The following is a 24624-nucleotide window of genomic DNA, read 5'->3' on the forward strand; positions in this document are numbered from 1 at the left end:
CCAGCGCTATAGTCCGTATGGCTTGAGTTAGAGCGGTTTTGTAGGACAATCCGACCAGATTCGCGACCTGTTGAGCGATCTTCTGAAACTCGCCAGTCAACACGCGACCTGATTCACCGGTGAAACACAGGTTTGCCAGGCGCAGGTGAAGTCGCGCAGACGACCTTGCGGCTGGAAGGTCTGACGCCAGATTCGCGCCATGCCCAGCAGATCGTCCGGGGCGGGGAGGGGGGTGTGTTGTTCTTCTACCAGCAGCCAGGCGATGGCGGTGGCGTAACGCAGGTTGACGGTCAATTCCAGGTGCGGGCCGCTCAAAAAGGCATGTTGGCTGGCGAGGCCGCGAACCAGGCTCGCACGCTCCGGATCGAGTGCCAGATAGTGATCCCAAAGGGCCTGGTGGCGGTGCTCGGCAATCCGGTAGAGGCCGTGGCCACGGCGGTCATGCAGGGCGGAACCGAGGGCGGACTGGCTGGCGGCAATGCCCAGTAGCAGGGATTCGGCAGTTGCGCAGTGGCGTCCCAGATAGATCAGTGTGGGACGGATCACATAGCGGCACAGTTCGCTGGCAGCGATACCCATAAAACCCTCGGATCTTGTAATTGGCCGGCGATACCTGAAAGGGCCTTGGCAGCAGTGGATCGACTCAGGCTCGCCGAAAGCGGATCAAGCCGCTTGAGTTGAAGTGTAGTGTCATATTCGCGACGTAAAGGCCTGTTTTTAAAATATTTCCGGCAGCGAGCCACAGGCGTTATATCCGAAGGTGCTTAGGCGTGAATGGCTAAAAGCGAAATATCGGGCAATAAAAAACCCCGCATTTTGTGCGGGGCTTTTGCTTTTGCAGCCTTTTCGGCTCTCAGGCAATCAATGCCTGACGCGTACGATCAATAATGGCCTGCAGCGGTTCGGCGCTGGAGTACTGATCTGGGTACAGACGCTCGCTGTGGCGAGCGATCCCGTGTTCATTGACCACGGTGAAGCTGAAGCAGCCTTTGCGAGCGGCCATGATCAGGCAGTTCATTGGGGCAAAAGCGTTGGTTAGGGTGCGAATGGCATCCTGAGTCTGGATTTGAGTAGACATAGTTATTAGGTGTTCCTACAAATGACACGGATAAGAACCGTGCAACGTTAAAACGTTCCAGTAATGTCGACCACCATTGGTCGAACAAAGAACCCGACTGGAACAAAGCAGCCAGTTTGAAGCGCTATTAAGTTGGCGCGCTTGGGCTGGCAGGTAGGTACTTAGGAGGACAGGCAACACATCGAGGGCAAAGGTTCTGGGCCCGGGGTGAAGATCCTGATCAATTTGCAGGCTGGTTCGGTCAGAGTAAGTGGTCTTCGCAACACCCTTTGCATTCATTCAAAGGCAGTGTCGGCGCAAGATTTACCTGGAAACCATCGAGGGGTCGTTCCCGCTTTTTTCGGTGAAGGGCTTCTGGGAAGAAGGTTGACCGTGGGGATGTGTTCGACCGGAATTGACTTTCAGCTTGGTACTAACGCCGCGGATAGTAACGGAACGTCCTGGGCAATGCAAACCCGGCGGCAAAAAAAGATTTCGGTCGGTGGCGCGGATCACCGGGGACAGGGCTGGCCCGTTCGCGAGCAGGCTCGCTCCCACAGGAGAACGGGGCCGATTGTAGGAGCGAGCCTGCTCGCGAAGAAACCATCCGTCGCCACAAAAGCGTGCAGCCATGTCCATCGTCAGCCCGCTTATCCCCAGTCCGAGGCGCCAAAAGGGCCAAAAAAGCGCATCGATATAACCGGGTAACAGGTACTTGTGCACATTAGTTGCGCAGACGGTAACCTTGCTGTCATATCAATCCTGACCCCGATGGCTGCCTGTATCAAAAGTTTAAGTCAATGAAAAATATCGTCTTTTTTTGTTGGTGAAAAAATCGTCAGTTTGACTGCGAGCCCCATTCCACAAGGCTTTGCGGAGGTTCGGGAGCGGTTGTCCACTGAGTTATCCACAGCTTCTGTGGATTGTCCCTAGCGCTTGCTCTAGGACGGGCGTGCCGGGTTTTTTTCGACTTTACCTGTACGAAAAAGAGAGTAGAGTGGCGCGCCTTCCGATCTGTCCCACAGTGTTTTATGAAGTTTCGCTCAGTATCAGACTCTGTTACCTCCGAACACCCTCGTGTTACCCCTCCCAAGCGATTTTCCGTGCGTGTGGCCGAATGGCTGCTCGACAGCCCGCGCCTGGGCGATAGCCGTAATGCCAAGCATCTGGCGGGGCGTCTGCTCAAGCAACCGGCGCGCGAAGGCGTGGTCGCCGCGCAAAGTCGTCTCGGCCAATTGATGTGCCGCGAGTGCGGCAATGCCCGTGATCGGCGCATCGGGCAGGATCTGCTGCGCCAGGCCGCCCGCGCCGGCGACCGGCGTGCACAACGGGAACTCGGACTGCTCGAAGACTGAGCTGTCCAACGCCCCACGGCTTGGTTAACCTTCAGGCTTTATCGAATCGGCAGGAGTGGCTATGGCTATGGACTTGACCAGCGTGTTGCTGGGTCTGGCGGGCGCGGGATTGCCGCTGCTGGCGCTGGCCTGGCAACTGCAACGGCGGGCCAGTGATCGGCAAGCCGAGGTCGCCTTGTTCGAAGAGCGCCTGGCCATGGCGCAACTGGCGCAGGACGGGCTCAACGCCCAACTTGAAGCCAGCCGCGATGAAATCGTCGACCTCGGCCAAGCCAATGCCGCCAAACAGGCGGAGCTGGCGGCCCTGCGCCGCGAAGTCGAGCTGCTGCAGATCGAGCGTGATGATGCCCGTGACGCTTCCCACGCCTGGAACATCGAGCGTGCCAACAAGGAAGCCGAATTGCGGCGTCTCGACGCCCAGGCCGCGTCGCTCAACGCCGAACTGCGCGAGCAACAGGAAAGCCATCAACAACGCCTCAACGACCTGCAAGGCTCGCGCGATGAGCTGCGCGCGCAATTCGCCGAGCTGGCAGGGAAGATCTTCGATGAACGTGAACAGCGTTTTGCCGAGACCAGTCAACAGCGCCTCGGGCAGTTGCTCGATCCGCTGAAAGAACGCATCCAATCCTTCGAAAAACGCGTGGAAGAAAGCTATCAGGCCGAAGCCCGCGAACGCTTCTCGCTGGCCAAGGAGCTGGAGCGTCTGCAAGCGCTGAATCTGCGCCTGAGCGACGAAGCGACCAACCTGACCCGCGCCCTCAAAGGCCAGAAGACCCAAGGCAACTGGGGTGAACTGATTCTTGAGCGGGTGCTGGAACACGCGGGTCTGGAGAAGGGCCGCGAGTACCAGACCCAAGTCAATCTCAAGGGGCCGGACGGCGAGCGCTTCCAGCCGGATGTGATCATTTACCTGCCGGGCGACAAGCAGGTGGTGGTCGACTCCAAGGTCAGCCTCACTGCCTATCAGCAGTACGTTGCCGCCGAAGATGACACCCTCGGCCAGATCGCGATCAAGCAGCACGTGCTGTCTCTGCGCAGCCACGTCAAGGGCCTCGCCGGCAAGGATTACAAGCGTCTGGAAGGCCTGCACAGCCTCGATTTCGTCTTGCTGTTCGTGCCGATCGAAGCGGCGTTTTCGGCCGCATTGCAGGCCGAGCCGGCGTTGTTCCAGGAAGCGTTCGACCGCAACATCGTGATCGTCAGTCCGACCACGTTGCTGGCGACGTTACGGGTGATCGACAGCCTGTGGAAGCAGGAGCGGCAGAGCCAGAACGCGCGGGAAATCGCCGAGCGTGCCGGCTGGCTGTACGACAAATTCGTGCTGTTCATTCAGGATCTGGACGAAGTCGGCAATCGCCTGCAACAGCTGGACAAGGCCTACAGCTCGGCGCGCAACAAACTCACGGAAGGGCGCGGCAACCTGGTCAGCCGCAGTGAGCAGCTCAAATTGCTCGGCGCGCGGGCCAGCAAGAGTTTGCCGGCGGATCTGCTGGAGCGGGCGATGACCGATGTCGATGGGCTGGTCGAGCTCCCGGAATAACCCGAAGAGCTTCGCGAGCAGGCTCGCTCCCACAGTGAAATGCATTCCAAAGGTGGGAGCGGGCTTGCTCGCGAAGGCGTCAGTGGTAGCGCTGCAACACTCAAGTCGAACGGTTACAACGGCACATACCGACTCAACAACGCCCGCAACGCCGCCGGTTTCACCGGTTTGGCCAGATAATCCAGCCCTGCCGCATGCACCTGCGCCACCGTCTCCGGGCGGCCATCGGCGCTGATCACCACCCCCGGCACCGGCTCGCCCAACGTGGTGCGTAGCCACGCCATCAGCTCGGTCCCGGTATCGCCGTGGTCCAGGTGATAGTCGACCAGTGCCAGTTGCGGTCGCACACCCTCGTTCAGCAACGCCGCGCATTCTTCGCGATTGCGCGCCGTCCACACCTGACAGCCCCAACGGGTCAGCAGGCTGTTCATGCCAATCAGAATGCTGTCTTCATTGTCGATGCACAGCACCTGCGCGCCGCTGAGCAGCTTGCCGTTCAACTCCACCGCAGTTTTCTGTGGCAGAGATTGCGCCCGGGCCAGCGGCACACTGACACTGAACACGCTGCCGCGCCCCGGCCACGAACGTACGCGCAGGGTATGGCCGAGCACGCGACATAAACCGTCGGCAATCGCCAGGCCCAGCCCAAGACCTTTTTCGGCGCGGGTCTGATGGCTGTCGAGGCGCTTGAACTCCTCGAAAATCACTTGTTGTTTGTCTTCCGGAATTCCCGGCCCGCGATCCCACACTTCCAGGCTCAACTCGCCATCGCGCCGACGTACGCCCAGCAGCACCGGGCCCTTGGCATAGCGGAAAGCGTTGGTCAGGAAGTTCTGCAGAATCCGCCGCAGCAATTTGATGTCGCTGTCGATGCGCAACTGGCTGCCGCGCACGCGGAAAGTCAGGCCTTGTTCCTGGGCCAGCGCCTTGAATTCGGCGCCGAGCGTATCGAACAGCTCATTGAGCGCAAACGGCTTGCGATCCGGGTTGATCTTGCCGTTCTCCAGACGGGAAATATCCAGCAGGTCGCTGATCAGGTCTTCTGCCGAACGCAGCGAACTGTCGAGGTGTTGCACCAGTTTCTGCGCTTCGCTGCTCAAGCCGTCGTCTTGATGAGAGAGGGCGGCAGAGAACAGGCGCGCGGCGTTCAGCGGCTGCATCAGGTCATGGCTGACGGCGGCGAGGAAGCGGGTTTTCGACTGGTTCGCCGCCTCGGCATGGCCCTTGGCTTCGGTCAGTGCGACGTTGAGCTGTGACAGCTCTTGCGTGCGCTCGCTGACCCGTTGCTCCAAGCCTTCGTTGGCCTCGGTCAGCGCCTGCTCGGCTTCGCGGAACGCGGTGATGTCGGTGAAACTCATGACGAAGCCGCCACCGGGCATCGGGTTGCCGATCAGCTCGATCACCCGGCCATTGGGGAACAGGCGTTCGGACGTGTGCGCGCGGCCCTGACGCATCCAGTGCAGACGCCGGGCGACGTGGACTTCTGCCTCACCGGGGCCGCACAAACCGCGTTCGGCGTTGTAGCGAATGATGTCGGCAATCGGTCGGCCGACGCTGATCAAACCGTCGGGGTAGTTGAACAGCTCCAGATAGCGGCGGTTCCACGCCACCAGTTTCAGCGACTGGTCGACCACGCTGATGCCCTGGGTGATGTTCTCGATCGCGCCCTGTAGCAAAGCGCGGTTGAACTGCAGGACTTCCGAGGCTTCGTCAGCGATCCGGACGACGTCCTCCAGCTGCATTTCCCGGCCTTCAATCGCGGCTTTTACCACCGCCCGCGTCGACGAAGCGCCGAGCACACCGGCCAGCAGACGTTCGGTATGGGCGATCCATTCGCCGTCAGCATTCTGGTTCGGGTTGAAGCCCTTGCCCTGGCGGTAAGCGAAACGAATGAAGCTCTGTCGCGCGCGCTCTTCACCGACAAAGCGTGCCGCCAGTTGCAGCAAATCATCAATCTGCACCGCGAGCATCGAGCGCGCACTCGGCCGCGCGCTGATTTCCTGGCCGATGAAGCGCCCGGCCTGCCAGTGTTCCGAGACCCGCGTGCGCGACAACACCGAGACCCATGCAAACAGCGTGAAGTTGCCCGCCAGCGACAGCACCACGCCTTGGGTCAGCGGGGTGATCGGCAGGTTCAGCGGGTTACTGTGCAGCCACGCCAGGCCCGGGAAAGTGCTCAGCGACCAGCCGAGGCTGTGCGCGGCAATCGGCAGGACCAGCGTGTAGAACCAGAGAAAAGTACCGGCGGCCAGACCGGCGAACACCCCGCGGCGGTTGGCCTGTTTCCAGTACAGCGCGCCGAGCATCGCCGGGGCCAGTTGGGTGACGGCGGCGAAGGCGATCTGGCCGATGGTTGCGAGGCTTGCGGTGGAGCCGAGCAAGCGGTAACTGACGTAGGCCAGCAACAGAATCAGCACGATGCTCACCCGGCGCACCGAGAGCATCCACTGGCGGAACACTTCGAACGGGCGCTCGGCGTTGTTACGGCGCAGCAACCACGGCAAGAGCATGTCGTTGGAAACCATGGTCGACAGTGCCACGCTGGCCACAATCACCATGCCGGTGGCCGCCGACGCGCCGCCGATGAACGCCAGCAACGCCAGGGCCGGATGGGCTTGGGCCAGCGGCAGGCTGATCACGAACGAATCGGGCAACACGTGGCTCGGCAACATCATCTGCCCGGCGAGGGCGATCGGCACCACGAACAGCGCGGCCAGCGCCAGATACGCCGGGAACACCCACTTGGCCAGACGCAGGTCCTGCGGGTCGATGTTCTCCACCACCGTGACGTGAAACTGCCGTGGCAGGCAGATGATCGCCATCATCGCCACCCCGGTCTGCACCACCATCGATGGCCAGTTAATCGTTTCCTTCCAGTATTCCTCGAGGCGTGGCGCGAGCATCGCCTGATTGAACAGGTCGTCAAAACCGTCGTACAGCCCGTAGGTCACGAACGCGCCAACGGCAAGAAAGGCGAACAGCTTGACCAGCGATTCAAACGCAATCGCCAGCACCATGCCGCGGTGGTGCTCGGTGGCATCGAGGTTGCGCGTACCGAAGACGATGGTGAACAGCGCCAGTACCAGCGACACGATCAGCGCGGTGTCCTGGGCGCGGGTGCCCATGGCGTCGGCCCCGGCGCCGATCAGCAGGTTCACGCCAAGGACGATGCCTTTGAGTTGCAGAGCGATATAGGGCAGGACGCCGACCAGACAGATCAGCGCCACCACCACCGCCAGCGATTGCGATTTGCCGTAGCGCGCGGCGATGAAGTCGGCAATCGAGGTGATGTTCTCCTGCTTGCTGATCATCACCATTTTCTGCAGGACCCACGGCGCGCCCAGCAGCAACAGGATCGGTCCGAGGTAGATCGGCAGGAATGACCACAGCTGTTCCGCCGCCTGACCAACCGCGCCAAAGAACGTCCAACTGGTGCAATAAACCGCCAGCGACAGGCTGTACACCCACGCGCGCATCCGCGGCGGCAACGGTGTGCTGCGACGGTCGCCGTAGAAGGCGATGGCGAACATGATGGCCATATAGGCCAGGGCGACGGCGGCGATCAGCCCGGTGGACAGCGACATGCAACACTCCCGACAAAAGACTCCCCGGCAGTCCTGCCCGGGCGGACAGTCTCGCATGAGTATGGCGGTTAGTCAGTGTCGACCAAGGTCGTGGCGTGGCGGGGTGTCGCAGGTTTGAAACCGGGTGGTTCTGGGGTGACCGGTCAGGCTCCATCGCTGGCAAGCCAGCTCCCACAAGGATCTTCAGTGGGCACAGATTTTGTGAACATCACAGTCCCTGTGGGAGCTGGCTTGCCAGCGATAGCGTCAGTCCTGTCGCAGTGCGATATCGATCAACCGATGCAGCTCATCCACCTCCAGCGCCGCCGCCGAAAACAGAATCCGGAACACCACCGGCGCCACCACCAGATTGATCAGATGATCAACGCTCGGCGCCGGCTCGTCAGGGTGACGCTCGATGATGGTCTGCAACTGCGCGCCAAGAATCGTCACGCAGTACCCCGGCGTGGCGCTGGCCTGCACGTCGCGCATCATGTTGCGCCCCGGCTCCGAACTCATTTCGTCCAGATATTGCTCGGCCCAGGCGCGGATATCACCGCGCAGGTCACCGGTCACCGCCGGTTCGCTGTCAGGGCGCATGCGGGCGAGGGCGACGTCGGCGAGCAACGCCGCCAGATCACCCCAGCGCCGATAGATCGTCGACGGCGTGACCCCGGCGCGCGCCGCGATTTGCGGGACGGTCACGGTGCTGCGCTCCTGTTCTTGCAGAAGCGCGCGAACTGCCGAATGAATCGACTCTTGCACCCGGGCACTGCGGCCACCGGGGCGTAAACCTTCTTTAATAGCCATGCGCCAGACCTTAACACAAAGAATTTGCTTTAAGCCAAAGCCGGGAGCACACTCCGCAAAAGCAAAAAATTAGCTTTTGCGGAGTGTGCCCATGACCAGCCTTGCTTCCAACCGTGGCAGCCTGATTTTTCTGGCGATCACCTTACTCAGTTTTCTCGCCGCTTCCACGGCGCCGACGCCGCTGTATCACCTGTATCAGGATCAGCTGCACTTTTCGGCAGCGGTGCTGACCCTGATTTTCGGCGTGTATGCGCTGAGTCTGCTGGCGGCGCTGCTGACGGTCGGATCGCTGTCCGATCACCTGGGACGTAAACCGGTGATTTTCACTGCCGTGCTGCTCAATGCGCTAGCGATGTTGTTGTTTATCAGCGCCGACAGTGTTGCCTGGCTGATCAGCGCCCGCGTATTGCAGGGTTTTGCCACCGGCATGGCCACCGCTGTTTTGAGCGCGACGCTGCTCGACACCGACCGCCAGCAAGGGCCGTTGATCAACAGCGTCGCACCGTTGCTCGGCATGGCGCTGGGCAGCATGGGCTGCGGCTTGCTGGCCGAGTTCGCCCCGGCGCCGTTGCAGCTGACTTACTGGCTGCTGCTGGCGCTGTTTGTGTTGCAGGCGGTGTATGTCTGGCGTCTGCCGGAAAGCGTCACCCCGCAATCCGGGGCTTGGGCTTCACTGCGGCCGACCCTGCATGTGCCGGTTCAGGCGCGTTCGACCTTATGGCGTGTGCTGCCGCTGAACACCGCAACCTGGGCCCTCGGCGGCTTTTTTGCCTCACTGGCACCGTCGCTGGTGCGCACTGCTACCGGTTCGACTTCGAACCTGATCGGCGGCGCTACCGTTTCGGCGTTGACCGTAACCGGGGCGCTGATGATCTTCACTTTGCGCAATCGTCCCGCCGGCAAAGCCCTGCAAATCGGCGCCAGTCTGCTGCCTGTCGGCGTGCTGCTGATTCTGCTTGGCGTGCACAGCGCCAGTCTGGCGCTGTTTTTCCTCGGCACACTGGTCGCCGGTTGCGGCTTTGGCTCGGGTTTCCTCGGCGCGGTGCGCAGCCTGGTGCCGTTGGCCCTGCCGCATGAGCGGGCCGGTTTGATGTCGGCGTACTACGCGCTGAGTTATTTGGCGTTCTGCCTGCCGGCCTTGTTGGCCGGGCATTTGACCCGAGCCTATGGGTTGCTGGCGACCACCGACGGCTACGGCGCCGGATTGATCGTCCTGGCCGTCGCCGCGCTGTTGCTCAGCCTGCGCCCGCAAGCAGTGAAGGCTTGCAGCACTCCATAAACGTGATGGTTTCAGTTACCTTTGGCCGGCCTTCTTTTCACGGATCGACAGATGAAGATTATCCGCAGCAAGTCGTTCACCGCCGAGCGTGCCTGGGGTGCGCTGGACATTGCCAACATGAACGGCATCACCACGCGCCTGCACTGGACTGATCAGCCGTACAAATGGCACGTCAACGATGGTGAGGAAGTGTTCGTGGTGCTCGATGGTCAGGTGCAGATGCGCTATCGCGAACAGGGTGAAGAAAAGCAGGCGCTGCTTGAGGTCGGCGATATCTTCTACGCCTCAGTCGGCACCGAGCACGTGGCGCATCCGCAGGGCGCGGCGCGGATTCTGGTGATCGAAAGCGAAGGCAGTGTTTGACTGCTTATCTATAAAGTAGATAACAGATAGAGAAATTACCCGTTATATAGATATTCGATTCGGTTCTACCATGGGCTCAACCTCAAATGAGGACAGGAGTTCATGATGACTTGCCCCAACATAGCCAAACCCTGCATCAAGCCGTTCAGCCAGCTTCAGCATCCGCGTGAAGTGATCCGTCAATTCACCCCGAACTGGTTCGCCGCGACCATGGGCACCGGCGTGCTGGCCCTGGCCCTGGCGCAACTGCCGGTGGCGATCCCCGGGTTGCACGCGGTGGCCGAAGGGTTGTGGCTGTTCAACATTCTGTTGTTCACCCTGTTTACCTTTGCCTATGCCGCGCGCTGGGTTCTCTTCTTCGATGAAGCGCGGCGGATCTTCGGCCATTCCACCGTTTCGATGTTCTTCGGCACCATCCCCATGGGCCTGGCGACCATCATCAACGGCTTTCTGCTGTTCGGCCCGCCACGCTGGGGCGAAGGCGTGATTCATTTGGCCGAAGTGCTGTGGTGGCTCGACGTGGCGATGTCGCTGGCCTGCGGTGTGTTGATCCCTTACATGATGTTTACCCGCCAGGAACACAGCATCGACCAGATGACGGCGGTCTGGCTGTTGCCGGTGGTGGCGGCGGAAGTGGCGGCGGCCAGCGGCGGCTTGCTCGCGCCGCATCTGGCTGATGCCCACGCGCAACTGGTGGTGCTGACCACCAGCTACGTGCTTTGGGCATTTTCCCTGCCGGTGGCGTTCAGCATTCTGACCATCCTCTTGCTGCGCATGGCCCTGCATAAACTGCCTCACGAAAACATGGCCGCCTCAAGCTGGCTGGCCCTCGGCCCGATCGGTACTGGTGCGTTGGGCATGTTGCTGCTGGGCGCTGATGCACCGGCGATCTTCGCCGCCAACGGCCTGCCGGGCATCGGTGAAATCGCTGCGGGCCTCGGGCTGGTCGCCGGGATCACCCTGTGGGGCTTCGGCCTGTGGTGGATGTTGATGGCGCTGCTGATTACCGCACGTTATCTGCGTGACGGCATCCCGTTCAACCTCGGCTGGTGGGGGTTCACCTTCCCGCTGGGCGTGTATTCGCTGGCGACCCTCAAGCTCGCCAGTACGCTGAACCTCGGTTTTTTCAGCGTGGTCGGCTGCATGCTAGTGAGCCTGCTGGCGGTGATGTGGCTGATCGTCGGTAAACGCACCGTGCAAGGCGCGTGGCGCGGGGAGTTGTTTGTCTCGCCGTGTATTGCAGGTTTGAAGCAATAACTTGAAAAGTTTAGGTAAGGTGTGGCCTGGATCGCCGATCGAGATTCCAATAAGCAGATCCAGGCCATTCTCTACCGACCTCAGGGAAACACGGAAGATGAGTCACCCCTCACAGTTCAACCTGCTTCGCACTCGGCGCTTTCTGCCGTTTTTCATCACGCAGTCGCTGGGCGCGTTCAACGACAACGTGTTCAAGCAATCGCTGATCCTCGCCATTCTGTATCGGCTGACCATCGAAGGTGACCGTTCGATCTGGGTCAACCTGTGTGCGCTGCTGTTTATCCTGCCGTTCTTTCTGTTTTCGGCGCTGGCCGGGCAGTTCGGGGAAAAATTCGCCAAGGACGCGCTGATCCGTCTGATCAAACTCGCGGAAATCGCGATCATGGCCGTCGGATCGATCGGTTTCCTGTTCGATCACCTGTCGCTGATGCTGGTGGCGCTGTTTGCCATGGGCACGCATTCGGCGCTGTTCGGGCCGGTCAAGTATTCGATCCTGCCGCAGGCGTTGCGCGAGGATGAATTGGTCGGCGGCAACGGTCTGGTGGAGATGGGTACGTTTCTGGCGATCCTTGCCGGAACCATCGGCGCCGGGATCATCATGTCCTCGACGCACTACGCGCCGCTGGTTTCGACCGCGATTGTCGGGATTGCGGTGCTGGGATATCTCGCCAGTCGCAGCATTCCGCGCGCTGCCGCCGCATCGCCGGAAATGCGCCTGAACTGGAATATTTTCAGCCAGTCCTGGGCCACGCTGAAGCTCGGGCTGGGCCAGACGCCTGCGGTGTCGCGCTCTATTGTCGGCAATTCGTGGTTCTGGTTTGTCGGGGCGATTTATCTGACGCAGATCCCGGCCTACGCCAAGGAATGGATGCACGGCGACGAAACCGTAGTCACGCTGATCCTCACGGTGTTCTCGGTAGGGATTGCGCTGGGTTCGATGCTTTGCGAGAAACTCTCCGGGCGCAAGGTCGAGATCGGACTGGTGCCGTTCGGTTCGTTCGGTCTGACCGTGTTCGGCCTGTTGCTGTGGTGGCATTCCGGCGGAATCCCCGAGAGCGTCACCGGCCACAGCTGGACTGAAGTGCTGGGCTTTGCGCATACCTGGGCGGTGCTGGTCGACATTCTCGGCCTCGGCATTTTTGGCGGTTTCTATATCGTGCCGCTGTACGCGTTGATCCAGTCGCGCACCGCCGAGAACGAGCGGGCGCGGGTGATTGCCGCCAACAACATTCTCAACGCTCTGTTTATGGTGGTCTCGGCGATCGTTTCGATCGTGTTGCTGAGTGTGGTCAAACTGTCGATTCCGCAGCTGTTCCTGGTGGTGTCGCTGTTGAACATCGGCGTCAACGCCTACATCTTCAAGATCGTCCCCGAGTTCAGCATGCGTTTCATGATCTGGCTGCTCAGCCATTCCATGTACCGCGTCGAGCACCGCAACCTCGAGGCGATCCCGGACGAGGGCGCGGCGCTGCTGGTGTGCAACCACGTGTCGTTCGTCGATGCGCTGCTGATCGGCGGTGCGGTGCGTCGGCCGATTCGCTTTGTCATGTACTACAAAATCTATAACCTGCCGGTGCTGAACTTTATCTTCCGCACGGCGGGAACAATTCCGATTGCCGGACGCAACGAAGACATCCAGATCTACGAAAAGGCCTTCACCCGGATTGCCCAGTATCTGAAGGACGGTGAGCTGGTGTGCATCTTCCCCGAAGGCAAGTTGACCACCGATGGCGAGATCAACGAGTTCAAGGGCGGGCTGACGCGGATTCTCGAAGAGACGCCGGTGCCGGTGATTCCGCTGGCGTTGCAAGGGTTGTGGGGGAGTTTCTTCAGCCGCGATCCGAACAAGGGGCTGTTCAAGCGGTTGTGGTCGCGGGTGACGTTGGTGGCGGGTTCGGCGGTGACAGTGGACGCGGCGGAGCCGGCGAAACTGCAGGGGTTGGTGGGGGCGTTGCGCGGGACTGTCAGGTAGATATATTGATCGCGCCCCTTCGCGAGCAGGCTCGCTCCCACATTTGAAATGCACTCCAGTGTGGGAGCGAGCCTGCTCGCGAAAGCGCTAGTTGCTTAAGCGCTGACCTTGAGGCCAATCAACCCGGTAATGATCAACGCCACACTGGCCAGCCGAATCAATGCCATCGACTCGCCAAACAGAATGATCCCCGCAATCACCGTGCCCACGGCGCCGACCCCGGTCCAAATTGCATAAGCCGTACCCAGCGGCAATTCCTTCATTGCCAGACCCAGCAGGCCAAGGCTGATGGCCATGGCCGCAACGGTCAGGACGGTGGGGAGCGGGCGGGTGAAGCCGTCGGTGTATTTCAGGCCGACGGCCCAGCCGACTTCGAACAGGCCGGCGAAAAACAGAATGATCCAGGACATAAGAGACCTCCATCGATTGACGGGGCCGTCCCCAGATTGATAACTCGATCGAGCCGCAGGGTCGTCCCCGCGTAACGCAACAGTCTGCCGAGCATTAATCCGGGGATCAAGTTTGCCGGTCAGTCGGCCGGCTGCTGCGCTAGCGCCTCACGGTCTTCTTTCTCGCTCATGCGCCGGAAGTACGTCGAGAGCAACGCCCCGGAAATGTTGTGCCAGACGCTGAACAACGCGCTCGGCACCGCCGCCAGCGGCGAAAAGTGCGCGCTGGCCAAGGCCGCGCCCAACCCCGAGTTCTGCATGCCGACTTCCAGCGCCAGCGACTTGCGCTGCGCCAGTGGCAGCTTGAACAGACGTCCGGTGAAGTAACCCAGCAGGTAGCCGAAGCTGTTGTGCAGCATCACCACGGCCATGATCAGCAGCCCGGATTCGGCAATCTTCGCCTGACTGGCAGCTACTACGGCGGTGACGATGATCACGATGCTGACCACCGACACCAGTGGCAACACGTCCACCGCGTGGCGCACCTTGTCGCCGAGCACGCGTTGCGCGACCACGCCGAGCACGATCGGCAGCAGCACCACTTGCAGAATCGACCAGAACAATTCCATGAACGAAACCGGCAACCACGCCGAAGCCAGCAGCCAGATCAATGCCGGGGTCAGCAGCGGAGCGAGCAGGGTGGTGACAGCGGCAATCGCCACCGACAGTGCCAGATCGCCGCGGGCCAGCCAGGTCATGACGTTGGAGGAGGTGCCGCTTGGGCAGCAGCCGACCAGAATCACCCCGACGGCGATTTCCGGCGGCAGGTGGAAGATCTGGCAGAGCAACCACGCCACGCCGGGCATGATCACGAAATGTGCGACCACGCCCAAAGCCACGCGCCACGGATGGCGGGCGACGGCAGCGAAGTCATCGAGTTTGAGGGTCAGGCCCATGCCGAACATCACCAGCCCCAGCAGCGGCACGATTGCGCCTTTGAGGCCGAGGAACCACGCCGGTTGCAGGAACGCGATCACGGCGAAAATCAGAACCCAGTAAGCGAAGGTATTGCCGACAAAGCGGCTGAGTGCAGCCAGTGCGCGCATGGCCCGATCCTTATTATTGAATGAACACCACAAAAACAATTGTGGGAGCGAGCCTGCTCGCGAAAGCGGCGTGCCAGACATCATTAATGTTAACTGTCACTCCGCATTCGCGAGCAGGCTCGCTCCCACAGTTTTGAAACTCGTCAGGATTAGATCCCCTGCGGAGTCTCTTCACCGCCCAACGCTTCCACCAGTGCCGGCAGGAAGTCGCCGAAGGTCAGCATCATCAGGGTGAAGCTGGCGTCCAGTTGGCCCAGAGCCTCGTCGCCGCCGTCCTGTTCCGCCTGATCCTGCAGCAGGTCTTCGAACTTCAGGCGTTTGACGGTCATCTTGTCGTCGAGCATGAACGACAGTTTGTCCTGCCAGGCCAGCGACAATTGGGTGACTACTTTGCCGGTGCTCAGGTGCAGCTGGATTTCTTCGCTGGTCAGATCCTGACGCTTGCAACGCACGATGCCGCCGTCTTCATGGGTGTCGCGCAGCTCGCATTCGTCCAGAACGAAGAAGTCCGGGGCGGCTTGCTGGGTGGTCACCCACTCGGTCATCACGGCGGTCGGTGCGGTTTTCACGGTCAGCGGACGCACGGGCAGGGTGCCGAGCACTTCACGCATGGTGGAAAGCAGGTCTTCGGCACGTTTCGGGCTGGCCGAGTTGACCAGGATCAGGCCCTGTTTCGGCGCAATCGCGGCGAAGGTCGACGAACGACGGATAAAGGCGCGCGGCAGGAACGCCTGGATGATTTCATCCTTGATCTGATCGCGTTCCTTCTTATAGACCTTGCGCATCTGCTCGGCTTCGATCTCTTCGACCTTTTCCTTGACCGCATCGCGCACGACGCTGCCCGGCAGAATGCGTTCTTCTTTACGCGCAGCGATCAGCAGGAAGTCACCGCTGACGTGCACCAGTGGCGCATCTTCGCCTTTGCCGAACGGCGCGACGAAACCGTAGGTGGTCAACTCCTGGCTTGCACATGGACGCGCCAGTTTGGTGGCCAGTGCAGTTTCCAGCGCCTCGGCATCGACAGGCAGGTCTTGGGTCAGGCGATAGATAAGCAGGTTTTTGAACCACATGGGGTGAGTCTCTCCTTTATACAAAGGGGGGCATTATTGTCTTCGCCGGGTCATAGGCCAACCCTTCTCTAAGCCTTTGGAAGGCCTGAGAAAATTAATTAAAAAAGTGCTTGCCAGAGGTTGGGTCGCTCCGTAGAATGCGCGCCACACCGAAGCGAAGGGTGATTAGCTCAGCTGGGAGAGCGTCTGCCTTACAAGCAGAATGTCGGCGGTTCGATCCCGTCATCACCCACCATTCGTTTCAAGTGTTTAGCGCAGCGGTAGTTCAGTCGGTTAGAATACCGGCCTGTCACGCCGGGGGTCGCGGGTTCGAGTCCCGTCCGCTGCGCCATATTCGGTAACCTGGACCACTGAACGCCAGGTCACCACGGAAAAACCCGCTGAAGCGGGTTTTTTTCTGTCTCAAGTTTGTACCTTGTTCCATCGGGTTTGTGTCGTTTCACCGGTTTTCGGATTTTTTTTGAAAAAAACTTCAATTAAATCAACACATTACGAAAACTTGTGGCATAATGCGCCCCGTAACGAAGCGAAGGGTGATTAGCTCAGCTGGGAGAGCGTCTGCCTTACAAGCAGAATGTCGGCGGTTCGATCCCGTCATCACCCACCATTCGTTTCAAGCGTTTCGCGCAGCGGTAGTTCAGTCGGTTAGAATACCGGCCTGTCACGCCGGGGGTCGCGGGTTCGAGTCCCGTCCGCTGCGCCATATTCGGTCACCTGGACCCACTGAACGCCAGGTCACCACAGAAAGCCCGCCAAGTGCGGGCTTTTTGCTGTCTGCGATTTGAGCATTTCTGCAATGCCTGTGTGGCGAGGGGATTTATCCCCGATGGCCTGCGCAGCAGGCCCAAAATCTTGAAGCTGGGGCTGCTTCGCATCCCATCGGGGATAAATCCCCTCACCACAAATCATCTCCTCGTCTTCTCACTGTTCAGCATTGCGGCTATGCCGATAATCGCTCACCGCCTCATACACCGCTTTGCGCAAGCGGTTGATCCCGCCAATCGGTCGGTGCGCTTCGATACCAAACCACGGGTTGAACGACAGGTTGTCACACTCCAGATTCAATGCCGGTGTGTCGAAGTCCTGCGCAGGCAGGGTGATTCGCGCCACACTTTCGAACGGTGAATCCTGTTCGCGCCATTCGATGCTGGTGTCCTCGATCGGCATGTACTTGTTCGCGTCCTGGCGCTGAATCTGCAACACAAAACACGCTGGCACCCGATCCGTCGACAGTTGCTGGTTCAAGGCGCTGCGCAGGAAATTCGGCAGGTCGTGGTTTTGCGGGGGCAGGGCATACGCCGGGCAATTGTCCGGATCCGGCGCGACTCGAAACTTCGCATTGGCCTCCCCGAATTTGTAGGGCGATACCGAAAAGTACGTGGTCGCCGTCGGGCTGTTCGGTGGCGGCGCCAGGGTCGCCAAGGCGATGAACAGGTGGCGGATCTGCCAGTTGCGCGGATCCCAGCCAAGAAAGAACGCCATGATCTTTTTGCCGTCAGCCTGAGCCGCCACATTCTGACGATACTCGGCGACATCGCTGACAAAGAAGTTCGGGTGGCTGAACATCACGAAGTCTTGCTCGTGGCGCTGCTGACGGTCGCCCAGCAATGGTTTGCCGGGCACATCGAGCAGTTTGATTGCCATGCCCCGGGCATCGCGGATGCTGTCGAACTGCGGGTAGGCGTTGCCATTGGACAGGCGAATCATCGCCTGCCAGGTTTTGCCCGGTTCGCTGAACACCCCTTGGCGCAGCGCTGGTGCCAGTTCCGGCAACACCGTCACTTCGGCTTTCACGCAACCATGGGCCTTGGCATGCGCGTCGCGCAGATAACGCGTGCTTTCGCGATGTTGATCGACGATGCGTACGGCGGTCTGGATCACGTCCTGGGTCATCGCTGCTTCACCGGCGGGAACCTGTTCCTGCGCTGACACCGGACCTCTGTGTTGCCAGGCGAACCACGCGCTGGCGATGGCCCAGCCCAGCAGGCCGACAATCAGCAATGCCAGCAGGGCTGTGCCCAGCAGACGCCCCAGCCACATCCAGACGCGGGCGAACATCGACGGTCTTTTGTACGGGTTGATCATCATGGCAATTGCGCCTCCAACGGTCCGCCCAGTACTTTCAGGTACTCCAGCAAGGCCCAGCGTTCTTCTGGTTGCAGCAGTCGGCCGATGACCCCATTGCCACGCTCGCCGGCGCGGAATTCATGACCGCTGTTGTGGTTGCCGGAAATTCGCGTGTCGAACAGGAAACCATTGGTAAAGGCTTCGGTGCGATAGCCCAGATGACGCGGGTCGTATTCGAACGAACCTTTATAAAACGTTGTGGCACGCTCATCCTGCGGTGACAGCAGTTGATAAAGGCTCGGTACTGAACCGTTGTGCAGAAACGGCGCGGTGGCCCAGATACCGGCCAACGGCCTGGCCTTGTAGGCGACCTTTTCGCGCACGCCGATCGGCAGACCGAAGCCATCAAGTTTTGGCTTTTCCTGAGGGGTGACACCAGCCTCGCGATAAGCGCGGTTTTCGACGAATGCGGTGACGTAAGCCAGGCCCTTGGCCACCGATAGCTGGCTCAGATCCAATGGCTCTTTGGGCGTTGGATGTAGCTTCACATCCATCTGCTCAAGCTCCTTCAGATCCCATTGCAGCGGCGTCAGGTCGAAACGGTGGTTGGCAATGTTGGTCGCCGCATTCGGATCGGTGCCGATCACCTCCACCGGCAGCATGTGCAAATGCTGCACCCAGCGTTCGCCCTCCTGGGTCTTGCGCGGCACGTGGCAACCGGCGCAGTTCTCCTCAAACAGAGCGCGGCCCTCGGCGGCCAGCGGTTTGTCGATGGCGCCCAGAACATCCTCCGGCCAGGCCGGCGGTTGCAGGCGTTGCAGGGTTTCTTCGATTTGGTGCAGATCGCGCACGCGCACACTCGAGGCATAACGCGCATCGCCCTGCAGCGGCTGGCCGTTGTTGTCGAAGAAATTCAGCGTGGCGCCGACCCCCAGTGCCTCACCGATATTGCGCGCCATCGGTTGCTGCGCCGAGCCGTTCCACTGCACCCAGTCGAACGTCCACATGTCCCACAGTTGCGGGTAGTCCACCGGTGCATTGGCCACGCGGTAGTTGGTGGGGGAGATCGCGTCGCCGAAGGTGGCGTTGGCGATACGGCCGAATGCGTCGGTGCGGCCCGGGCCTTCTTCGGTAGGGTAGAGGCCGCGATGCGTGTCGTTCCAGGCGACTTTGAGGAAGGTGTTCAGCGATTGCTTGAAGTCTTTGCGCAGTTGTTCGCGGCGCGCCTCGTAATCATCGCCCAGAACATTTCTGGCGAAGCGTTCGAATTTCCATGGGTTGTAGTAAGTCGAGGCCAGACTCGCGACCAAGGCTTGTCCGAAACTGCCACCGCGCAATGTAGGAACGCTGGAAGGCAAGACATGCTGCGCCGAACCACCGTCAATTCGCACGGCCTGGCCTTTGAAGCGCAATTCACCAGTGTGGCAAGCAGCGCAGGTGATATCGAGATATTGCTCGCTGCCACCGGGATTCGCGTGGCGGGCAAAGCCGACCGGCAGATTGCCGGGGTTGTTCGACGTGGCTTTCTGCTGTGGATCAACCAGAAAACCGAAGCGTGCGAGGTATTCCGGGGACGCGAAACGCTGCTGCGAGAAGGGCAGTTCCAGCGCCTCGAACCACTCATAGCGCAGGCCTTTGACCTGTGTGCCCTGCGGCGTGAAGTAGTAAGTCTGGCGTTCCTCCTCGCTCCACTGCTGCAGGTAATGCACCTGTTGGGCCGGGGTATAGAAGGGCAGTTTCGGGTAGGCGACGTAGTACAGAATCACTGCCAGAGCGAGGCCCAGCAGCACAATGATCAGTGCCAGCACACGGTATAAGAGGCGCAAGATAAACATCCTTGTCGAGTTGTTGCCTTGTTATGCCTCAGCTGTTGCAGGTGCGGCAAGTGGCCATTACGCCAACTGTCGTAGGAAGTCTCATCAGCCCTTGTCAGCTCCAGATGACAGAAGCTTCATCGTCCCTTGGCCCGAATGCGTTTTAATCCCTGAACTTATCGGACATTTCCTGCTCTCATGCCGGTAGCCATTGGTCGTGGCGGCCTGATAAGCTCGCGGCTTTACTCGATTGCCCTTTCGGCGCATGAACAAGGAAATAGCATGAAACAGCATCGGTTGGCGGCGGCGGTAGCCCTGGTTAGCCTGGTCCTCGCGGGTTGTGATTCGCAGACCAGCGTAGAGCTGAAAACCCCGGCGCAAAAAGCTTCCTACGGTATCGGCCTGAACATGGGCAAGAGCCTTGCTCAGGAAGGCATGGATGATCTGGACTCCAAAGCGGTAGCCCAGGGCATCGAAGATGCCGTCGGCAAGAAAGAACAGAAGCTGAAAGACGAAGAACTGGTCGAAGCCTTCGCCGCGCTGCAAAAGCGTGCTGAAGAGCGTATGGCCAAGATGAGCGAAGAGTCGGCAGCCGCTGGCAAGAAATTCCTCGAAGAAAACGGCAAGAAGCCTGGTGTCACCACCACCGCTTCCGGTCTGCAGTACGAAGTGGTCAAGAAAGCCGACGGCCCACAGCCTAAGCCTACCGACGTCGTGACTGTTCACTACACCGGCAAGCTGACCAACGGCACCGTGTTCGACAGCTCTGTTGAACGTGGCAGCCCGATTGATCTGCCGGTCAGCGGCGTGATCCCGGGTTGGGTTGAAGGTCTGCAACTGATGCACGTTGGCGAGAAGTACAAACTGTACATCCCTAGCGATCTGGCTTACGGCGCGCAATCGCCAAGCCCGGCAATCCCGGCCAACTCGGTGCTGGTCTTCGACCTGGAACTGCTGGCCATCAAGGATCCAGCCAAAGAAGACGCCGCCGCCAAGTAATCGGCTGTAGCTTCGAAGACAACGCCTCGCATATGCGGGGCGTTGTTGCATCTGGACGATGCTGGCGGTAAACAGAGCGAACGGATGGCGCTTACAGCAGTCCTAGAGATTGAGGCTGCCAGCGCTAGACGCCCTGAGCCGCCAAGTCAATGAAATATTGGGGTTTTTTATGTGAGTAAAAAACGCCCGATCTGAGCGCGGCCCTTATAAAACGGGGCTTTCAGCGCTGAAATGCAGCTCTGTTCACAAGGTTATCCACAATTTGTGTGGATAACATTTCAACGGGAGAAATAGATGAAAGCGCCGTGGAATTTCGCCCGATTTCTGCCCCTCGCCGGTCGATTGCTGGCGCGTGGGCGTCTGCCGACCCTGTTGTTCGCGGTGGCGAGCAAAGGAGCGGCGCAAGGCAATCGCCTTGGCAAACTCAAGGAAGATCTGCGTTTGCTCCAGGCACTGTGTCTTGCATACTGGCGTGGCGAATACCGAGCGATCAGCCCGAAAGCCATCGTCTCGGTGGTGGCGGGCCTGATGTACTTCCTCAGCCCGGTGGATGCGATTCCGGATTTCATCCCGGTGTTCGGTATGCTCGATGACATCGCCGTTCTGGCCTGGCTGATGAAAACCCTCGACGATGAGCTCAATGCTTTTCGGCTCTGGCGCAACCGGCAGCAGCCGGAAAAACTCGCGGTGGTCGAGCGCCTGCCTGATACCCCTGAGCAACTTCAGCTTCAGGGCCCGAAAAAGCCCTGATTCACTCCGCCTGCAGACAGATAGATACCCCCCGCGACCTTGGCCGCTGTTAGGATTACACTTCTAGGGAAAAGTGCCGACTCGCTAAGTGTTGTTGTCCTACGGGGTAGTCATGGATATTCAGATAATTGCACGCGATGGCGAACCCGAATATGCGGTTCTGCCATGGGTTCAGTATCAGGCTCTACTGAAAGCAGCAGGCATCAACGAAACACCGCAGCAGCAGGCGCCAGCGCCGGCCGCCGCAACGCCAGACCCGATTCTTCCAGGTCTGGATCAACTACGCAGTTTGCGCGAAGGGAAGGGCATCGCCATTGAGGCGCTGGCCCGCACGGTAGGCATCAGCCCGTCTTATCTGGCCATGATCGAAAGCGGCGAGCGTCAACCTGACGCCGCGATTCGTCGCAGCCTGGCCTGGGAACTGACGGTGCCGGGTTGGAGGGATGAATCGTGAGCGTACGCATCAGTCGTCAACATTGGGACGGATTGCTCGGGGAGCTGGATCAAGCGCGCAGGCAGCGCCATCTGTTGACCTATCGAGCCTTGCTCGAACGTTTGCAACTGCCGACGCCGGCGATGCAGACGCTGACCGCGGCACTTGAGCATCTGGCCGCACTCGACGCAAAGGCTGAACAGCCGTTGCGTAGTTCGTTGGTGATCAGCCAGGGTGCCAGCCGTTTGCCACGTACCGGTTTTTTTGAATGCGTCGAGCGCCTGGGACGCTTCTCCGGGCCCTCCGATGGCGTCGCGGCTGCCTCCTGGCATGCGTCGGAAGTGGTCAGGGTGTTCGAATACGAGTACCCGGAATCGGCGGAGGCCTGAGTGTTCTTACGACTCAAGGCGTCGGCCAGTTACTGGTTGGCCCGCAGGCTGTTTCACTGGTCGTGGTTTGTCCGCCAGCCCAGGGGCTGGCGCTGGCTCGAAGGGCAGTTTGCGCGCATGGCCAATCTTGGCGATGTCGGCGCGCAAAGCTTTTATGGGCACATTCTGACGTTTCGCGGGGTTGGCCTGGGTGCCCGCGAAGAGGGTGTGCGGCTGTTGCGTCTGGCGGCGCTTGCCGGTGATGGCAAAGCGGCTTATCAGGTCGGCGTGATCAGCTTGGCCGGTACGCCGAGCAAAGCGCCGGATCCGGCCGAAGCGGCGCGCTGGTGGACCTTGGCAGCCAAGGCCGGTCACCCGTTGGCCGAGCTCAAACTCAAAGAGTTGAGCGCTCGGGATTAAACCCGGTAAATCATTTTGTATCGCTCGATAAACGTGGCGTGAGGGAAACCTCACGCCACGTTTGCGTTTATCGCTATACGTTTTTTGTAGTAATCAGCCTTTTGCGGATTAGTCCTACAGCAAACACCTACTCGCCTGACTTCTTTCCTGATTGATCCCCCGCAAAGTCCCCGCGCCTAATTTTTGCGCGAGGGAACGCTCATGTTTGACCCGGTTTTTCATTCCACCCCGCATCGTCGCGTGCGCTGATGGAAGCCGTCAGCCGTATCGAGCAGGAACTCGACAGCTTCCCCGACACCCTCAGCCTCTATCGCCAGCAGCTTGAGCATTGGTTCAGCACAGCGGCCGACCAGGTCAGCCACGCGGCGGACCTGCCGTCGCTGATGGGCATGGAGCGGGTTATCCGCTTCGGTGATCGCCTCACCGCGGTCAGCACGGGCGACAGTGAGTTTGCCACCGGCGTCGTGCAGTGCCCGAAAAGCGGGGTGCTGGCGATCGAGAGCAAATTTGAGTCGGTGTACGACATTCCGTTGGGCGACATCGTGGTGGATGTGGTCGCGGTGGATGATGGCCAAACCTCCCCCGTCGCACTTGATGCGCAAGGCCGGGGAACATTCACCGGTACGCCAGGCAAGTTTTATCGCGTGCAGGTGCACAGCGACGTTACCCCGGAGCAGATCGAGGCACTGTTCAAGTCCTACGACGGCTTGACCGGCGAGCTGGATGGCTGGTTGCGCAGCGAGTGGCAGGGGTTCAAGCCGCAGTGGTCGCAGTCGGTGGCGACGGCGGCGGGCAACGGCATGCTCGCCGGGAGCTGGGCGGCGATCGAGGGGGTATGGGACAGCATCGGCATGCTGTCGGAGATTCTCAAGGATCCAGGCGCATTTGCCGAGCGGCTGGGAAGCGGCGCGGCTGATCTGATTCATCTCGCAGAATCAGCTCCGGATGTCATGCAGAAACTGCAGTTGCTGGTCAGTGATGAAGCGGCGCTGTGTTTGCTGTTGCGTGCGGCGAGTCTCTGGCTGGAGATGCTGCCGCCCAGCCAGATCGCCGGCAAAACCGCTGAAACGGCGTCGATGATGATCGTGCAGGTGCTGATCGATGTGCTGATCGGCGTTGTGTTGACATTCGTCGGGGCTGGCGCCGGGATCGCTTATCTGACGCTACGCCTGGCGGATCGCGCCGCCCAGTTGCTCTCGGTTGTGAAACGCCTGGTCAAGGCGATGTTCGGCATCGTCAACACGTTCATTCATTACGTCGACCAGTACAAAACTGTCGCCGCGCGGGGTATCGCCGCCGGGGTGAAAAAGGGCCGCATGCAATTGCGCTGGGATGCGAAGCGCAATGCCGCCCTGAAGAAAAACGAGCATCACGATAACGCTCCCGATCAAGCGCAAAACCCCAACGGCGACAGCGCCGATTGCGCCCCGTTGACCTGCACCAACGGCTGTCCGGTGTCGATGGTTACCGGCGAAGAACTGCTGACCCTGACCGACGGCACGCTCGATGGGGTGTTGCCGTTCGAGTTCACCCGGCTGTATCGCACCAGCGCGGTGGAGATCGATGTCGGGCTGGGGTTTGGCTGGAGTCATTCGCTGGCGCATCGGCTGGAGTTCGATGGCGAGGGGGTGATCTGGGTCGATCACGAGAACCGCCGCACGCGGTTTCCGTTGCCCAGTGTGGAGCGCCCGGCGATTCACAACAGCCTGTCGCGGGCGGCGATTTTTCTCGGCGATGAGCCGGAGGAGCTGATCCTCGCGCTGGCCGGGGATGCGGCGCGGTTTTATCACTTTCGTGCCGGGCGGCTGGTGGCGGTCAGTGATGCGTATGGCAATCGTCTGATCGTTTCTCGCGATCATCAGCAGCGGATTGTCCGCCTGGACAATGGCGCGGGTCGGTCGTTGTTGTTGCGCTACGACCGGGCGCATCTGGTCGCGGTTGATTACCAGGTGCTTGAGGCTGATGGCTGGCGCACCGAGCAAACGCTGGTCAGTTATTGCTACGACGCCCGT

The 24624-nt window shown here is 60.3% G+C and carries 21 protein-coding genes and 4 tRNA genes; 16 read left to right on the top strand and 9 right to left on the bottom strand.

Annotation, left to right across the window (positions count from 1 at the left end):
• Positions 1–96: 96 nt before the first annotated feature.
• Both QRN61_RS14610 and QRN61_RS14615 read right to left on the bottom strand, forming a co-directional pair.
• Positions 97–579, bottom strand: a complete 483-nt coding sequence (locus QRN61_RS14610; protein ID WP_285374078.1) for a hypothetical protein — start codon at positions 577–579, stop codon at positions 97–99.
• A gap of 274 nt (positions 580–853) precedes the next feature.
• The gene (locus QRN61_RS14615; protein ID WP_007962908.1) at positions 854–1078 is read right to left on the bottom strand and encodes a hypothetical protein; all 225 of its coding nucleotides are present in this window, start codon (positions 1076–1078) and stop codon (positions 854–856) included.
• 1010 nt (positions 1079–2088) lie between these two features.
• Here QRN61_RS14615 and QRN61_RS14620 point away from each other — a divergent pair.
• Positions 2089–2412, top strand: coding sequence for an SEL1-like repeat protein (locus QRN61_RS14620; RefSeq protein ID WP_081730279.1), 324 nt, complete (start codon positions 2089–2091; stop codon positions 2410–2412).
• 175 nt (positions 2413–2587) lie between these two features.
• Positions 2588–3952, top strand: a complete 1365-nt coding sequence (locus QRN61_RS14625; protein ID WP_285374085.1) for a DNA recombination protein RmuC — start codon at positions 2588–2590, stop codon at positions 3950–3952.
• Positions 3953–4065: 113 nt separating this feature from the next.
• On the opposite strand, the gene QRN61_RS14630 is transcribed toward QRN61_RS14625, so the two are convergent.
• Together QRN61_RS14630 and QRN61_RS14635 are read right to left on the bottom strand one after the other, a co-directional pair.
• A complete protein-coding gene (locus QRN61_RS14630; RefSeq protein ID WP_285374079.1) occupies positions 4066–7536 on the bottom strand; it encodes a hybrid sensor histidine kinase/response regulator in 3471 nt (1156 codons plus the stop codon).
• A gap of 246 nt (positions 7537–7782) precedes the next feature.
• Positions 7783–8325, bottom strand: a complete 543-nt coding sequence (locus QRN61_RS14635) for a TetR/AcrR family transcriptional regulator (protein ID WP_285374080.1) — start codon at positions 8323–8325, stop codon at positions 7783–7785.
• Between the two features lie 91 nt (positions 8326–8416).
• On the opposite strand from QRN61_RS14635, the gene QRN61_RS14640 reads away from it, so the two are divergent.
• The 4 genes from QRN61_RS14640 (at position 8417) to QRN61_RS14655 (ending at position 13196) form a co-directional block, all read left to right on the top strand.
• On the top strand, positions 8417–9604 hold the full coding sequence (locus tag QRN61_RS14640) for an MFS transporter (protein ID WP_285374081.1): 1188 nt from the start codon (positions 8417–8419) through the stop codon (positions 9602–9604).
• Positions 9605–9655: 51 nt separating this feature from the next.
• On the top strand, positions 9656–9967 hold the full coding sequence (locus QRN61_RS14645) for a cupin domain-containing protein (RefSeq protein ID WP_097087529.1): 312 nt from the start codon (positions 9656–9658) through the stop codon (positions 9965–9967).
• Positions 9968–10072: 105 nt separating this feature from the next.
• Positions 10073–11224 carry a TDT family transporter gene (locus tag QRN61_RS14650; RefSeq protein ID WP_285374082.1) on the top strand — a complete coding sequence of 384 codons (1152 nt, stop codon included), beginning with the start codon at positions 10073–10075 and terminating at the stop codon, positions 11222–11224.
• A gap of 97 nt (positions 11225–11321) precedes the next feature.
• Positions 11322–13196, top strand: coding sequence for an MFS transporter (locus QRN61_RS14655; RefSeq protein ID WP_183782069.1), 1875 nt, complete (start codon positions 11322–11324; stop codon positions 13194–13196).
• 95 nt (positions 13197–13291) lie between these two features.
• Here the strand turns inward: QRN61_RS14655 and sugE are convergent, their stop codons facing one another.
• The 3 genes from sugE to rdgC form a co-directional block, all read right to left on the bottom strand.
• The gene (gene sugE, locus QRN61_RS14660) at positions 13292–13606 is read right to left on the bottom strand and encodes a quaternary ammonium compound efflux SMR transporter SugE (protein WP_003223093.1); all 315 of its coding nucleotides are present in this window, start codon (positions 13604–13606) and stop codon (positions 13292–13294) included.
• A gap of 119 nt (positions 13607–13725) precedes the next feature.
• Positions 13726–14691 carry a bile acid:sodium symporter family protein gene (locus QRN61_RS14665; RefSeq protein ID WP_096797726.1) on the bottom strand — a complete coding sequence of 322 codons (966 nt, stop codon included), beginning with the start codon at positions 14689–14691 and terminating at the stop codon, positions 13726–13728.
• Positions 14692–14840: 149 nt separating this feature from the next.
• On the bottom strand, positions 14841–15761 hold the full coding sequence (rdgC, locus tag QRN61_RS14670) for a recombination-associated protein RdgC (RefSeq protein ID WP_003223096.1): 921 nt from the start codon (positions 15759–15761) through the stop codon (positions 14841–14843).
• Between the two features lie 159 nt (positions 15762–15920).
• Between rdgC and QRN61_RS14675 the strand changes: the two genes are divergently transcribed.
• From QRN61_RS14675 to QRN61_RS14690, 4 genes are all read left to right on the top strand, one after another.
• Positions 15921–15996: transfer RNA gene (locus tag QRN61_RS14675), tRNA-Val, on the top strand.
• A gap of 19 nt (positions 15997–16015) precedes the next feature.
• A tRNA-Asp gene (locus QRN61_RS14680) sits at positions 16016–16092 on the top strand.
• A 200-nt stretch (positions 16093–16292) separates the two neighbouring features.
• Positions 16293–16368 (top strand) — tRNA-Val (locus QRN61_RS14685).
• A gap of 19 nt (positions 16369–16387) precedes the next feature.
• Positions 16388–16464 (top strand) — tRNA-Asp (locus QRN61_RS14690).
• A 218-nt stretch (positions 16465–16682) separates the two neighbouring features.
• Here QRN61_RS14690 and QRN61_RS14695 read toward each other — a convergent pair.
• On the bottom strand, positions 16683–17849 hold the full coding sequence (locus tag QRN61_RS14695) for a catalase family protein (RefSeq protein WP_502942614.1): 1167 nt from the start codon (positions 17847–17849) through the stop codon (positions 16683–16685).
• Entirely contained in the window at positions 17846–19654 is a 1809-nt protein-coding gene (locus QRN61_RS14700) for a di-heme-cytochrome C peroxidase (protein WP_285374083.1), read from the bottom strand. The genes QRN61_RS14695 and QRN61_RS14700 overlap by 4 nt, the downstream gene beginning before the upstream one ends.
• Positions 19655–19924: 270 nt before the next feature.
• On the opposite strand from QRN61_RS14700, the gene bamJ reads away from it, so the two are divergent.
• From bamJ to QRN61_RS14730, 6 genes are all read left to right on the top strand, one after another.
• Positions 19925–20641, top strand: a complete 717-nt coding sequence (bamJ, locus tag QRN61_RS14705) for a BamJ family beta-barrel-assembly machinery protein (protein WP_007966725.1) — start codon at positions 19925–19927, stop codon at positions 20639–20641.
• A 294-nt stretch (positions 20642–20935) separates the two neighbouring features.
• Positions 20936–21391, top strand: a complete 456-nt coding sequence (locus QRN61_RS14710; RefSeq protein ID WP_027613367.1) for a YkvA family protein — start codon at positions 20936–20938, stop codon at positions 21389–21391.
• 112 nt (positions 21392–21503) lie between these two features.
• Positions 21504–21845 (top strand): helix-turn-helix domain-containing protein, encoded by a 342-nt coding sequence (locus QRN61_RS14715; protein WP_027613366.1) that lies wholly within the window; start codon positions 21504–21506, stop codon positions 21843–21845.
• Entirely contained in the window at positions 21842–22213 is a 372-nt protein-coding gene (locus QRN61_RS14720; RefSeq protein WP_003223109.1) for a hypothetical protein, read from the top strand. The genes QRN61_RS14715 and QRN61_RS14720 overlap by 4 nt, the downstream gene beginning before the upstream one ends.
• On the top strand, positions 22214–22612 hold the full coding sequence (locus QRN61_RS14725; RefSeq protein WP_098967903.1) for an SEL1-like repeat protein: 399 nt from the start codon (positions 22214–22216) through the stop codon (positions 22610–22612).
• Between the two features lie 248 nt (positions 22613–22860).
• On the top strand, positions 22861–24624 hold a 1764-nt coding region (locus QRN61_RS14730), incomplete at its 3' end, for a DUF6531 domain-containing protein (RefSeq protein ID WP_285374084.1).

This window comes from Pseudomonas sp. lyk4-TYG-107 (genome assembly GCF_030209055.1).
GTDB lineage: Bacteria > Pseudomonadota > Gammaproteobacteria > Pseudomonadales > Pseudomonadaceae > Aquipseudomonas > Aquipseudomonas putida_A.

What these genes read in the sequence shown, in the direction of transcription:
- QRN61_RS14610 (WP_285374078.1), bottom strand. Translation starts at nt 579, where the DNA reads ATGGGTATCGCTGCCAGCGAACTGTGCCGCTATGTGATCCGTCCCACA.
- QRN61_RS14615 (WP_007962908.1), bottom strand. Translation starts at nt 1,078, where the DNA reads ATGTCTACTCAAATCCAGACTCAGGATGCCATTCGCACCCTAACCAAC.
- QRN61_RS14620 (WP_081730279.1), top strand. Translation starts at nt 2,089, where the DNA reads ATGAAGTTTCGCTCAGTATCAGACTCTGTTACCTCCGAACACCCTCGT.
- QRN61_RS14630 (WP_285374079.1), bottom strand. Translation starts at nt 7,536, where the DNA reads ATGTCGCTGTCCACCGGGCTGATCGCCGCCGTCGCCCTGGCCTATATG.
- QRN61_RS14635 (WP_285374080.1), bottom strand. Translation starts at nt 8,325, where the DNA reads ATGGCTATTAAAGAAGGTTTACGCCCCGGTGGCCGCAGTGCCCGGGTG.
- QRN61_RS14640 (WP_285374081.1), top strand. Translation starts at nt 8,417, where the DNA reads ATGACCAGCCTTGCTTCCAACCGTGGCAGCCTGATTTTTCTGGCGATC.
- QRN61_RS14645 (WP_097087529.1), top strand. Translation starts at nt 9,656, where the DNA reads ATGAAGATTATCCGCAGCAAGTCGTTCACCGCCGAGCGTGCCTGGGGT.
- QRN61_RS14650 (WP_285374082.1), top strand. Translation starts at nt 10,073, where the DNA reads ATGACTTGCCCCAACATAGCCAAACCCTGCATCAAGCCGTTCAGCCAG.
- QRN61_RS14655 (WP_183782069.1), top strand. Translation starts at nt 11,322, where the DNA reads ATGAGTCACCCCTCACAGTTCAACCTGCTTCGCACTCGGCGCTTTCTG.
- sugE (WP_003223093.1), bottom strand. Translation starts at nt 13,606, where the DNA reads ATGTCCTGGATCATTCTGTTTTTCGCCGGCCTGTTCGAAGTCGGCTGG.
- QRN61_RS14665 (WP_096797726.1), bottom strand. Translation starts at nt 14,691, where the DNA reads ATGCGCGCACTGGCTGCACTCAGCCGCTTTGTCGGCAATACCTTCGCT.
- rdgC (WP_003223096.1), bottom strand. Translation starts at nt 15,761, where the DNA reads ATGTGGTTCAAAAACCTGCTTATCTATCGCCTGACCCAAGACCTGCCT.
- QRN61_RS14695 (WP_502942614.1), bottom strand. Translation starts at nt 17,849, where the DNA reads ATGATGATCAACCCGTACAAAAGACCGTCGATGTTCGCCCGCGTCTGG.
- bamJ (WP_007966725.1), top strand. Translation starts at nt 19,925, where the DNA reads ATGAAACAGCATCGGTTGGCGGCGGCGGTAGCCCTGGTTAGCCTGGTC.
- QRN61_RS14710 (WP_027613367.1), top strand. Translation starts at nt 20,936, where the DNA reads ATGAAAGCGCCGTGGAATTTCGCCCGATTTCTGCCCCTCGCCGGTCGA.
- QRN61_RS14715 (WP_027613366.1), top strand. Translation starts at nt 21,504, where the DNA reads ATGGATATTCAGATAATTGCACGCGATGGCGAACCCGAATATGCGGTT.